The 12090-nt window shown below is 38.9% G+C and carries 11 protein-coding genes and 1 tRNA gene; all 12 read left to right on the top strand.

Going from position 1 to position 12090, the window contains the following annotated elements:
- Positions 1-113 precede the first annotated feature (113 nt).
- The 12 genes from nrdR (at position 114) to tilS (ending at position 12082) form a co-directional block, all read left to right on the top strand.
- A complete protein-coding gene (gene nrdR / locus E4O07_RS06825) occupies positions 114-578 on the top strand; it encodes a transcriptional regulator NrdR (RefSeq protein WP_253684714.1) in 465 nt (154 codons plus the stop codon).
- A gap of 30 nt (positions 579-608) precedes the next feature.
- Positions 609-2735 (top strand): ribonucleoside triphosphate reductase, encoded by a 2127-nt coding sequence (locus tag E4O07_RS06820; protein ID WP_253684713.1) that lies wholly within the window; start codon positions 609-611, stop codon positions 2733-2735.
- Between the two features lie 44 nt (positions 2736-2779).
- Positions 2780-3736, top strand: coding sequence for an FtsH protease activity modulator HflK (gene hflK, locus E4O07_RS06815; RefSeq protein ID WP_253684711.1), 957 nt, complete (start codon positions 2780-2782; stop codon positions 3734-3736).
- A gap of 4 nt (positions 3737-3740) precedes the next feature.
- Complete coding sequence (hflC, locus tag E4O07_RS06810; protein ID WP_253684709.1) at positions 3741-4796, top strand: protease modulator HflC; 1056 nt, start codon at positions 3741-3743, stop codon at positions 4794-4796.
- A 115-nt stretch (positions 4797-4911) separates the two neighbouring features.
- Positions 4912-5538 (top strand): periplasmic-type flagellar collar protein FlbB, encoded by a 627-nt coding sequence (locus E4O07_RS06805; protein ID WP_253684707.1) that lies wholly within the window; start codon positions 4912-4914, stop codon positions 5536-5538.
- A 22-nt stretch (positions 5539-5560) separates the two neighbouring features.
- On the top strand, positions 5561-7036 hold the full coding sequence (locus E4O07_RS06800) for an MBOAT family O-acyltransferase (protein ID WP_253684705.1): 1476 nt from the start codon (positions 5561-5563) through the stop codon (positions 7034-7036).
- A 14-nt stretch (positions 7037-7050) separates the two neighbouring features.
- Entirely contained in the window at positions 7051-8442 is a 1392-nt protein-coding gene (locus E4O07_RS06795; protein WP_253684703.1) for a DUF459 domain-containing protein, read from the top strand.
- 75 nt (positions 8443-8517) lie between these two features.
- Positions 8518-9372, top strand: coding sequence for a 4-(cytidine 5'-diphospho)-2-C-methyl-D-erythritol kinase (gene ispE / locus E4O07_RS06790; protein WP_253684701.1), 855 nt, complete (start codon positions 8518-8520; stop codon positions 9370-9372).
- A gap of 64 nt (positions 9373-9436) precedes the next feature.
- The gene (gene spoVG, locus E4O07_RS06785) at positions 9437-9724 is read left to right on the top strand and encodes a septation regulator SpoVG (protein WP_253684699.1); all 288 of its coding nucleotides are present in this window, start codon (positions 9437-9439) and stop codon (positions 9722-9724) included.
- An 80-nt stretch (positions 9725-9804) separates the two neighbouring features.
- Positions 9805-9877 (top strand) — tRNA-Gln (locus tag E4O07_RS06780).
- 70 nt (positions 9878-9947) lie between these two features.
- Positions 9948-10583, top strand: a complete 636-nt coding sequence (locus tag E4O07_RS06775; RefSeq protein ID WP_253684698.1) for a 50S ribosomal protein L25 — start codon at positions 9948-9950, stop codon at positions 10581-10583.
- Between the two features lie 143 nt (positions 10584-10726).
- Positions 10727-12082, top strand: a complete 1356-nt coding sequence (gene tilS / locus E4O07_RS06770; RefSeq protein ID WP_253684697.1) for a tRNA lysidine(34) synthetase TilS — start codon at positions 10727-10729, stop codon at positions 12080-12082.
- Positions 12083-12090 lie beyond the last annotated feature (8 nt).

Here is a 12090-nt window from a genome sequence, read left to right as displayed (position 1 = left end):
TTAAATATCGGCTTGACACGCTATATATAGTGTGTTATCCTGTAGGATATATTTAGATACGCTATTTTTGGGAGGGATGGATGCCGGCTTTTTAGGCATCCTGTAAGTAAAGTATGAGATGTCCGCATTGCGGAAATTGCGACGATAAGGTTATGGAATCGAGAACTCTGGCTCAAGGGGCTTGTATACGCAGAAGAAGAGAATGTCTTGCCTGCGGCTACCGCTTTACAAGCTATGAGCATATCGAAGAAAAACCCTTTATGGTTATCAAAAAGGACGGCCGCAGGGAACCCTTTGACCGTAAAAAACTTGAAAAGGGCATTGAAAGGGCTCTTGAAAAGCGTCCCGTTTCATTAAACTCTATAGAAAATATTGTTACCGAAATTGAAGATCAGGCAGTTTTAAGTTCCGGCCTTAACAAAGAAATAGAAACCACTGCTCTGGGTGAAATGGTTCTGTCTCATTTATATTCAATAGATAAGGTGGCCTATATCCGCTTTGCCTCAGTTTACAAGCAATTCAGCAATTTGGATGAGTTTGTCAGCGAGGTAAAAAAGGTTCGAAAAATAACTAAATAATGTAAATAAATTGGGAGGTATTAAAAGTTTATGGAGGAAAAAACTACAAATCAAACGGTTTTTCCTGAGTGGAAGTCCTTTTTAGGTACTATGGAAAAAGCAAAGCCTGAAATTTTGCGTTCTGTGGTAAAGCGATCGGGTGAGATTGAGGCGTATAACCGAAAAAAGATAGAAAAAGCTATCAATAAGGCTATAGCTGCTGTTGAAGGAAGCCCGAATGACGAAAAGGCTGCTTTTTTAACCGACAAGGTCGAAGAAAAGCTTAAAGCCATTATGGCTTCACGCTATGCCCATTCTATCCCTGCAATCGAAGAAATTCAGGATGTTGTCGAACTTGTTTTAATAGAACAGCAGGAAGCCCGCCTTGCAAAGGCTTATATTCTTTACAGGGCAAAGAGGGAGGCTGTGCGGGATGCGGAAAGCCTCATGCTCAATATCAACAGCACCATGGACGGCTATTTAAGCCAATCCGACTGGCGCGTAAAAGAAAATGCCAATGTAAATTTTTCATTGGGCGGTCTTATTCTTCATAACTCAGGAACCATTACGGCAAACTATTGGCTTAAAAATATATATACGCCTGCAATTGCTGAAGCCCATATAACGGCAGCCTTTCATATCCATGACCTTTCAATGTTTTCAGGCTATTGTGCCGGCTGGTCTTTGCGTCAGCTTATCCACGAGGGCTTGGGCGGAGTTCCGGATAAGATTACCTCAAAGCCTCCCAAGCATTTATCGACTCTTATTCAGCAGATAGTCAACTTTTTAGGCATTATGCAAAACGAGTGGGCCGGAGCTCAGGCCTTCAGCTCCTTTGATACCTATTTGGCTCCCTTCGTAAAAAAGGATAACATGAACGAAGCAAGCGTAAAGCAATGTCTTCAAAGTTTTGTTTACGGTGTAAACACTCCGAGCCGCTGGGGCTCTCAAGCTCCCTTTACAAACATAACCTTGGACTGGGTCTGCCCTCCCGACCTTGCAAACCAAAAGGCCGTTGTCGGAGGCGAGACTCAAGACTTTACCTACGGTGACTGTCAAAAAGAAATGGATATGATAAACAAGCTCTTTATCGAGCTCATGCTTGAAGGGGATGCCGCAGGCCGAGGTTTTCAGTATCCTATTCCGACTTATAATATAACTTCAGATTTTGATTGGACAAGCCCTAATGCAAAATTGCTTTTTGAGATGACTGCCCGGTACGGTACGCCTTATTTTCAAAACTTTATAAATTCCGACTTAAACCCGGGGGATGTCCGTTCTATGTGTTGCCGGCTTCAACTGGATAAAAGGGAACTGCGTAAAAGAGGAGGCGGTCTTTTCGGTTCGGATGAGTTTACAGGCTCCATAGGGGTTGTTACCATCAACATGCCTCAAATAGGATATCTCGCAAAAACCGAAAAGGACTATTTTGACCGATTGGACTATCTTATGGATATAGCAAAGCAAAGCCTTGAGATGAAGCGTAAGGTAATCGAAAAGCTCTTGGAAGGCGGCCTTTTCCCTTATACAAAAAGATATTTACATCATTTAAATAACCACTTTTCGACTATAGGAATTTGCGGTATGAACGAGTCCTGCTTAAACTTTTTGGGAGAGGATATTGTGAGTGCAAGAGGAAAGGCCTTTGCCGAAAAGGTTTTAACATACATGAGAAACCGCCTTGCCGACTTCCAGGAAGAAACAGGCAGCTTGTTCAACCTTGAAGCCACTCCGGCAGAGAGTACCTCTTACAGACTCGCACGCCACGATAAAAATCAGTTTCCCGATATAATAACTTCAGGGGATGCCGAGCCTTATTACACCAATTCAAGTCAGCTTCCGGTTGCCTACACTACAGATGTATTTGAAGCCTTGGATCATCAAGAAAGTTTACAGCGTAAGTATACGGGCGGAACGGTTTTTCATATCTTCTTGGGCGAGTCTATAAAGGATTGGGAATCATGCAGGGATCTGGTTAAGGCTGTTGCTAACAATTACCGTATTCCTTATTTTTCAATTTCGCCGACATTTTCGATATGCCCAATTCACGGCTATCTTGAGGGCGAGCATTTTGAGTGCCCTTATTGCAAGCGTGAAAAACAGGCGAAGCTTGAATTAAAATTGGCTGAACTTGAAAAAGAAAAATCTGAAGTGTTAAGTACGGTTTCTAAAAATTAAGGTTTTTAGAAAGAAAAAAAATAAATTCTTCATGGAGGAAAAAAATGAAGCAAAAAAAGGTTGACCCTTCAAGGGTTTTTGGAGCTTTACGTACAATAATAGTATTGATAGTTATAGCTCTTATAGCCTTTTCGGGGATAAAGGTTATCCCTACAACAGATAACGGAGTTGTTACCCGTTTCGGTAAATATACAAGGACCCTTGCTCCGGGGCTTAACTTTGTAATTCCCTTTGTAGATCAAGTTTATAAGGTTCCTATTAAGACCGTTCAAAAGGAAGAATTCGGATTTAGAACATCGCGGTCGGGAGAAAGAAGCGAATATCAAAATTCAATGCTTCACGAATCTTCGATGCTTACAGGAGACCTAAACATTATAAATGTTGAATGGGTTATTCAGTATAAAATAGTTGATCCTAAGGCCTGGCTTTTTAATGTAGAAGAATCTCAAAGAAATAAAACAGTCAGAGATGTTTCAAAATCCGTTGTCAACAGTTTGGTGGGCGACAGGGCTATTATGGACATAATCAGCTTGGACCGCGACAGCATCGCAGTTTTGGCTCAAGAAAAAATGAATGAAAAATATAAGCAGATGGGACTTGGGATTTCCGTTTCATCGGTTCAGCTGCAAAACATTGTTCCGCCTGAGGAAGTTCAAGCTGCCTTCGAGGACGTAAACATCGCAATTCAAGATATGAATAGGCTAATAAACGAAGGAAAAGAAGCCTATAATAAGGAAATTCCTAAGGCAAAGGGTGAAGCTCAAAAGATGATTGAAGAAGCAAGAGGTTATGCTTCCGAAAGGATAAACAAGGCTAAGGGTGATGTTGCCCGATTTAATGCCGTTTATTCCGAATATGTAAAGGCTCCCGACATTACGAGAAGAAGGCTCTACCTTGAGACTTTGGATTCTATTTTTAAAAATAATGAAAACGTTACGCTCATAGATAAAAACTTAAAAAGCTTTTTACCTTTAAAAGATTTAAATAAGGGAGGAAATTGATTTTATGGAAAACTATGAAAATGTAAATGCTGAAGATGTTCAATATGAAAAATCTTCTTCCAAAAATAAGATAAAGCCCGAAAAAACAAAAAAAGATAAAAAAGGACTCGGATGGTTTTTCTTTGCAGTTATTATAATTGTTTTATTTTTATTCTTAAAGCCTTTTTATATTTTAAATGAGGGAAATGTTGCCATCATCACAAAATTCGGTGCTGTTGTAAAGACCGAAAAAGAAGCCGGCCTTCATTTTAAAATGCCCTTAATTCATACCGTAAACAAGTATACGGCTAAGCTCCTGCGCTTGGACGGTGATCCTCAAAAAATTCTTACTTTAGAAAAACAATATCTCAAAGTAGATACCACCAGCCGATGGCGTATAGTTGACGTAAAAAAGTTTTATGAATCTCTTACCACCTATGAAAGTGCTTATTCCCGCCTTTCGGATATTGTAGATTCATCGGTTAGAGACATTATTTCGGTGAACAGTCTTGCCGACGTTGTTCGAAGTTCCAATATTATAAATGAAAGCAAAAACAATGAAGAGTTTAACCTTGAAAATGCCGAAGTTGATCTAGGCTCGATAAAAACCGAAAAGGTTGGCTTTCCTGTGATAAAAAAAGGCCGGGAAGCTCTTGCAGATGAGATTTTAAAGAGGGCAAACAGCCAGCTTGGAGAATTCGGTTTGGAAGTGGTTGACCTTATTTTTAAAGGAATTAAGTATTCGGATGAGCTTGAAAATTCCGTGTTCAGCCGAATGATAAAGGAAAGAAACCAGATTGCAGGAACTTTTAGGTCTACGGGTGACGGCGAAAAACTTAAAATCTTAGGGGAATTGGAAAACGAAAAACGGACTATCTTGTCTCAGGCCTATGCCGAAGCTGAAAGGATAAAGGGCGATGCGGATGCAAAGGCTGTTGCAATCTATGCCGAAAGCTACGGCAAGTCTCCCGAATTTTACAGCTTTTGGAAGAGCATGGAAATTTATAAAAATTCCTTGCCCGAGACCGAAAAAATTCTTTCAACCGACATGGAATATTTTCAGTATCTGTATAAGCATTAACCTTAGAAAAAGTTTTTCCGATATTGTATAGGAGGTTTGATAAACAGTTCGGCACAAATGGTGCCTCTCTGTTTATCTGACGAGTTTTAAAAAATTTTTATGGGAGGTAAAAGTTTTGAGAAGAAGCGGAACTATAGGACGAATTATTGTTCTTTTAATATTGATTATTTTACTCGTGTTCGGAGGCCTATTGTGGTTTGACTATTTAGGTCTAATCAGCTCACGGACTTTGTTTTCTCCTGTTTACTCCCTTTTCGGCTTAAAAACTGCTGAAGGTATTGCTCCATTAGATGCCGATGAGATGGCTGATTTGGAAAATGACCGCTACGAAAAACGTCTTTTGGCTTTGGAAGTCCGATCGCAGGAACTGGATAAACGGGAAGAAGATGTTCAATCGAAAGAAAATGAAAATAAACAGGTTGCCGAGGAACTGGATGACCGCAGGCTGGCTATAGAAGAAAAAGAAAAGAATTTTAACCTTTTAATGGTGGAGCGGGATTCCCGTGAAGCCAATATAGTTCAAATAGCAAAATATATTAACGGTATGCCTCCTGAAAAGGCTGTTGCCAACCTCCTTTCGATGGATGATCAGGATGTAATAGATGTGCTTAGAGCCGTAGAAAAGATGGCAATAGAGGAAGGTAAAAACTCTTCGGTTGCTTATTGGTTTTCTTTGATGCCTGCTTCCAGGGCTGCAGAGATTCAGCGTAAGATGGCAAATAAGCCTGTTACCTTCCCGTAATAGGTAATTTAGACTTAAACCAATGTTTTTTCCTACGATTTCGTTTGCCGTATTTTTTCTCTCAGTGTTTTTTTTATACTGGTATATTTTTAGGCAGGAAAAAGAACGGAAAATACTTTTGACGGCCGCCTCTTATTTTTTCTATGCGATGTGGGATTGGCGTTTTTGTATCCTGCTTTTTGTTTTTACCCTTATAAATTATTTTTACGGCTTTCTTATCGATAAAGAAAAAAATTACGTACCCAGAAAGGCTATCGTAATCATTATCTGCATTCTCGATATTTTGTATTTGGGATTTTTTAAATACCTTTACGGACTGCTTTCGTATTTAAATACCTTTTTTCCCGATATGTACTCAGTATCGCCTTTTTTAAGCCATGTACGCTCTTGGTCTCTTTTACTTCCTGTAGGTATTTCTTATTATACCTTCCGATGCATGAGCTATGTCTTTGATATCTATCTTTGTAAGATAAGGCATGTCAAGTCTTTTTGGGATTTTTTACTCTATGTATCGTTTTTCCCCCAGCTGTCCTCAGGCCCCATTGTTCAGGCCGAATATTTTTTTAAGGACCTTCCGAGAGCTCTTAACTGTGACAATGAAAAAGGAGCAAGGCCCATAGCCTTCGACAATGCAATTGTGCTTTTAATTTCAGGTCTTTATAAAAAAATGATAATTTCAAATTTTTTAACCATCCTTGTGACAGATAAAATTTTTGCAAATCCTTCATTTTATAATACATGGGAGCTCATTTTTGGGGTGCTATGTTATACGATTATTATCTATGCCGATTTTTCGGGATACAGCGACATGGCGATAGGTATAGGCATTCTTTTAGGCTTTAATACCCCTGCAAACTTTAACCGCCCCTATGTTTCAAAGTCAATCACCGAATTTTGGAGAAGGTGGCATATAAGCTTTTCTTCATGGCTTCGCGACTACCTTTATTTCGGCTTAGGCGGCTCCCGTTTTGGCCTTGCTCGGGCTCTTTTTGCGCTTTTTTTTACGATGCTCATTGCAGGTCTTTGGCATGGAGCTTCATGGACCTTTTTGATTTGGGGAGCGATGCAGGGAACAATGCTTTGTATCGAGAGAATTTTTTCAGAAGTGAAAAAAAAGAAAGCCTTAGGAGGAGAGCCTTTAGGTGAAAAACAAAATGTAAAAAAAGGTTTTGATTTTTTGAAAATTATACCGGTCTTTATATTTATAAATATCAGCTGGCTTGTGTTTTTTTCGTCATCTCTATCGGAACTGAATTTATATTTACGATCCTTGGGAAATGTGTCTCAGCCCTTTCAAATTATAAGTCCCTTTATTCTTTTAATCTTTTTTGCAGGTCTTATTTTACAGCTTCCTTCGGAAAGTTTAAGAAAAAAAGCTTTTACGATATATAGCCGTCTTCCGATGATTTTCAAAGTTGTTATCACCGTAAGTTTTTTAGCTGCCGTTTATGCGGTTTCAACTTCGGGCATCCCCCCGTTTATCTATTTTGCGTTTTAGGTGAGGGTTAACATATGAAGCTAAAAGATACAATAAAAAAAATAAATGATGTTTTTTCTCTTAAAATAAAACCTAAAAATAAAAAATCTTTCTTTTATTCTGCCAACAAGGCTCTTTTGTTTTTTTTACTTTGTATTTTTTTCTTTATGCTGCTCCTAGGTAAATCCTTAGACGATTTTTCATCTAAAATAAAAAATCCTTATGCTGCAGAAGTGTTTAAGACTGTTGTGAAACCTGTTTCTGGTTTGTCGCAACAACTGAAACTGGATAATATTATTCCTTCTGCAAGGATTCTGTTTTTGCGCTATGCAGGTCTTGAAGGGCTAAGTGATTGGGATTCTTTTTATTATATGGATTCGGAAGAATTAATCCGCAGGGAAAAGCTTTTAGTCTTAGAGAACATAGGAGAGAATATCGATAAACCTCAAAATGAAAAATCTCCCATAGACAGTCTGCAAAAAGACTTGGAAACTGCAAGAAACGGTTTATCCGAGGAATCAAAACCGGAAGATACCGCAGCCGTAAAAAAAATGGTAGATGAGCTTGAAGTAAAACTCGAAAATTTAAATATTCTTTTAGATAAGCTAAAAATTCTCGAACAGCTTAGAATTGCAGAACTTGAAAAGCTGAGGCTTGAGCAAAAAGCATTAGAGCTAAAAAAAGAAGATATATCCGAAACTGCCTCCAAAGAAGGAGAGGCAGAAAAGGCTGATGAACCTAAAAAGGTTTATACCTATAATACCGAAAAACCCTTGCGTATCCTAATGATAGGAGATTCTCAAATGCACAGCATTGCTGCAGGTTTTTTAAGGCTTACGGGTCAAAATTCTTCGATAAAGGTAAAAGAAATTTCCGTTCACTCCTCAGGTTTTATAAGAAGCGATTACTATAACTGGCCTAAAAAATTAAAGAATGTGTTTGAAGAAAGTAAGAATGAACCCTATGATATTGCCGTAATTTTTTTAGGAATGAATGATTATCAAAATTTTTATGCAGACAACGGCAAGGTCCTCGTAAAAGAAACCGAGAACTGGGAAACGGCTTATAGGGATAAGATAAAAACTCATTTGGACGTTTTGTTTGCAAATACAAAAAAAGTATATTGGCTCGGAATGCCTGTTGTCCGGGATAAGATATACAATGCCCAATTACTTTATATCGAAGACTTACATAAAAAAATAGCATCTGAATACTCCGAGATTATTCTTAAAAAATTCTCTCTAAGCAGTATAGTTCCGGGGGATGGTGTCCCTTATACCGATACCCTTAAAAACGCCGAAGGTAAAAAAATAAGGCTCATGAAGGATGACGGGCATCATTATACTATTTCCGGCGGAGAATATATTATGAGTTCATTTTTGGAGCTTCTTTATAAGGATTGGGATCTGGAACCCTGCAAGCCTTAAAAAATCATAATTTTGCCGTTAATTTCCTTTATTTTGTATTGACAAAACTTTATAATTGGATATAATGCTTAGGACATGATTAAAAGTGCGATTAGCCTTAAAGCTCATGCAAAAATTAATCTGCATTTGGAAGTTTTAGGAAAGAGAAGTGACGGGTTCCATGACCTTGTAAGTGTTTTTGCTCCGATTTCTCTTGCCGACGATCTTTTAATGCAAAGAAAACCGGATAAAAAAGAATGTAAGGTGCTGTCTCCATTGGCTGAATTGCCGGCAGAGAACACCATTACAAGAGCTTATGAAGAGTTTAAAAGCTTTACCGGTATTTCTGAAGGTGTTACCGTGAGGATCCTAAAAAGAATCCCTGAAGGCGCCGGATTGGGAGGCGGATCTTCCGATGCCGCTTCGGTTTTGCGGGGGCTTAATGAGATGTTTTCTACTCGTTTACGGGAAGAAGACTTAAGAGCTATAGCTTTGAAAATAGGAAGCGATGTTCCGTTTTTTTTGGGAGATGGAGCTGCGGTTGTAAGAGGCCGCGGAGAAGAAATAAAAAGAGTTTCCGTTTCTTCAGATTATTTTGGGATTTTGATTTATCCCGAAATAAAAAGCGCTACGCCCAGGGCTTACAGCCTTTTAGGCCGTAAAGAATCGGAGATACTGAATCCTGCTTTTAATCCTGAGCTTTTTTGCGGCAAAGACTGCCGTGAATGGCCTTTTTTTAACAGCTTTGAAGATGTTCTTTTTATTGAATATCCTGCAATAAAAAAGGCAAAACTAGACCTTTTAACTTACGGGGCCGACTTTGCTCTTATGAGCGGTGCCGGTTCTTCGGTTTTTGGACTTTTTAAAGATGAAAAAGCAGTCAAAAATGCTTATTCCAAGCTTTTTGCTGAATATGGCCGATGTTTTTTCTTCTTGTTACTTGCGTTCTGATAGAAAGCGTAGTAAAATATTGGTAGGTAAAGATGTTACCAATATTTTATGCAAGGAGGACAGTATGGAAATTACAGAAGTCCGTGTTCAGAAAGTGAGTCCGGGGAGTAGTTTAAAGGCTTATGCTAATATTACGTTCGATGATTGCTTTGTCCTTCATAATGTAAGAGTGATTGAGGGTAATGACGGTTTGTACATTGGAATGCCGAGCCGGAAGCTGAGTAACGGTGAGTTTAAAAATATAGCTCATCCTATCACTGCCGAGTTCAGGGAAAAAATGACAAAGGCTGTTTTGGAGGTTTACGAAAAAACACCTGTTATGCCCGGGCAAGATGCTGAGGCTGGAATCTAGCTTTAGCAGTCAATTTGCGATGTAATAATAGTTTTTTCTGTTTTTGGATACAATTTAGCTTTTAGCTTTTTGTATATATTTGGGACGTCGGCAAGTGGTAAGCCAACGGCTTTTGGTGCCGTCATTCCGTAGGTTCGAATCCTACCGTCCCAGTTTTGAGACCGCTTTTATCGGCGGTCCTTTTTGCAAACTAAATAATTGGTAGTAGAGGAGTTCTGGGGTTATGGAACAGAGACTGTTAAATGCAAATGAAAGATCTACATACGGTAAAAATGCCGCTGTAAAAATGAGAAGAGCGGGAAGAATTCCTGCAGTAATGTATGATAGGCACGGCAAATCCGTTTCTCTTGATGTTGATGAAAGAGAATTTATGAAACTTTTTAAACTTGTTACCGAAAGTACTATTGTAACATTAAATGCAGCGGGAAAGGATTACGAAGTTTTTATTAAAGATTTTCAGCATGATATTGTTACGGATAAGATTAAACATATCGACTTTTACGAGGTAGAAAGAGGAAAGACCTTACGTACAAAGGTTAAGATCAGACTTGAAGGTTCTCCCGAAGGTGTACGCCATGGCGGTATTCTTGAGACAGGTATAACCGAGCTTGAACTTGAGTGTCTGCCTAAGGATCTGCCTCCCAGAATCGTTGTTGATGTTTCAGCCCTTGATGTAAATCAGTCGCTCCATGTCAGGGATATTAAACTTCCTGAGGCTGTTACCGTTTTAACAAGCGATGATATAACTGTTGCAGCCATCAAGTTTGCTGCAGCCGAGACTTCAACTCCTGCTGCTGAGGCCGAAGGCGAAGAAGCTGCTTCTACTGAAGCTGCCCCTGCTGCAGAAGAGGCTAAATAAGTCTTATTTTTATGAATAAAAACCTTCCGCTTCCTTAAGTTAAAGAACGGAAGGTTTTTTTGTTTATTCTGTATTTTAAAAAACTGATTTTTTCCCCTTTCATAACTGTTGACCATTTTTATAAATTATGTAAAATCTATCATATGGTAAAATCGTTTTTAAAAGAAGTGCTTCTTGGCTTTTCCTCCCTATCCGATAAAAAGATCGGCCGAGATGCCGCTCCTGTAAGACTCCTGCTTGCCGTTTCCGGAGGAGCCGATTCTATGGCCATGCTTTCAGCCTTCTTGGAATTAAAGAGCGATATAAACGCCGAAATTTTTGTCATAACCGTAAACCACAATATAAGGCCTGAAAATGAAACCCTAGGCGATGCCCAATTTGTTTTAGACTTTTGTAAAAATAAGTGCCCCTGTATCTTAACTGAAATTCCCAAAAATAGGGTATTCGATGAAGCCCGAAGCAGAAAAACGGGAATTGAAGATGCTGCCCGCTTTTTGAGGTACAATGAGTTTGAAAAGACGGCGGATTCCTTAAATGCCGATTATATTTTGACGGCCCACAACAAAAACGATAATTATGAAACAGTTTTGATGAGGCTCTTTCAAGGTGCCGGTCCTGAAGCCCTTATGGGGATTTCTCCAAGACGGGGCAGATTTATCCGCCCGCTTCTTAATATTAGCCGGTCAGAAATAGAAGAATATTTAAAAGAAAAAAATATCCCGTGGAGAGAAGATGCTACTAATTTTGAGACCTCCTATCTTAGGAACAAGGTCAGGCATAATCTTATTCCTGCTTTGACCGTTTGTTTTGACGGCTGGCAAAGCGGCTTGGATAAAAGTTTAGCAAAAATCAGGGCTCAAAACGATTTTATTACTGACTCTTATAGAACAAAGAAAGAAGCATGGATATTGGATAAGAACAAAAAAGGGGTCGCCTGCTGCCGGTGTAAATTTCTTTTTTTTGTAAGCCTTGAAGAAGCCTTAAAACTTAAATTTCTTCAAGAAGGTCTCATTCTTTTAAAAGGGAAAAGAAGAATCCCTTACTCGGTCTTTGAAGATTTAATGAAGCTTTCAGATACAAAAAATATAATTTTTTCGGGCGGCTTTTGTATAAAAAAAGAAGGAGATTCGGTCTTGCTTTTTAAGGATGAAAATGAGGAAAAGCCGGGAGACGTCTTTTATTCTATTTGGATCGATAAGCCTTGCACCTTTAATACGCCCGCCGGAACTTTTAGGGCTGTAGAAAAAGAAAACGGATTTTTTATAGTGCACGAGAGCGATAAAACTTGCGGTATAGGTCCCTTTAAGCCTCCTTTTTGTGTGCGCTCACGCCTTTTCGGTGATGAGATAGAGACCTCTTACGGTTCAAAAAAATCGGTAAAAAAGATTATAAATGAGTGGAATATAGACTACGAAAATAGAAATATTTTGCCGATAATCGAAGAGGGCGGGGTAGTTAAAGGAATATACGGAGCCGTTTTCGGCAAAAAGTTTTTATAGGGGTAAAA

This window comes from Treponema sp. OMZ 798, assembly GCF_024181385.1.
Taxonomy (GTDB): domain Bacteria; phylum Spirochaetota; class Spirochaetia; order Treponematales; family Treponemataceae; genus Treponema_B.
Note: the sequence above shows the minus strand (reverse complement) of the source record. Positions and strands in the feature narration are given on the sequence as shown.

What these genes read in the sequence shown, in the direction of transcription:
- spoVG (WP_253684699.1), top strand. Translation starts at nt 9,437, where the DNA reads ATGGAAATTACAGAAGTCCGTGTTCAGAAAGTGAGTCCGGGGAGTAGT.
- E4O07_RS06775 (WP_253684698.1), top strand. Translation starts at nt 9,948, where the DNA reads ATGGAACAGAGACTGTTAAATGCAAATGAAAGATCTACATACGGTAAA.
- ispE (WP_253684701.1), top strand. Translation starts at nt 8,518, where the DNA reads ATGATTAAAAGTGCGATTAGCCTTAAAGCTCATGCAAAAATTAATCTG.
- nrdR (WP_253684714.1), top strand. Translation starts at nt 114, where the DNA reads ATGAGATGTCCGCATTGCGGAAATTGCGACGATAAGGTTATGGAATCG.
- E4O07_RS06800 (WP_253684705.1), top strand. Translation starts at nt 5,561, where the DNA reads ATGTTTTTTCCTACGATTTCGTTTGCCGTATTTTTTCTCTCAGTGTTT.
- hflC (WP_253684709.1), top strand. Translation starts at nt 3,741, where the DNA reads ATGGAAAACTATGAAAATGTAAATGCTGAAGATGTTCAATATGAAAAA.
- E4O07_RS06820 (WP_253684713.1), top strand. Translation starts at nt 609, where the DNA reads ATGGAGGAAAAAACTACAAATCAAACGGTTTTTCCTGAGTGGAAGTCC.
- hflK (WP_253684711.1), top strand. Translation starts at nt 2,780, where the DNA reads ATGAAGCAAAAAAAGGTTGACCCTTCAAGGGTTTTTGGAGCTTTACGT.
- E4O07_RS06795 (WP_253684703.1), top strand. Translation starts at nt 7,051, where the DNA reads ATGAAGCTAAAAGATACAATAAAAAAAATAAATGATGTTTTTTCTCTT.
- tilS (WP_253684697.1), top strand. Translation starts at nt 10,727, where the DNA reads ATGGTAAAATCGTTTTTAAAAGAAGTGCTTCTTGGCTTTTCCTCCCTA.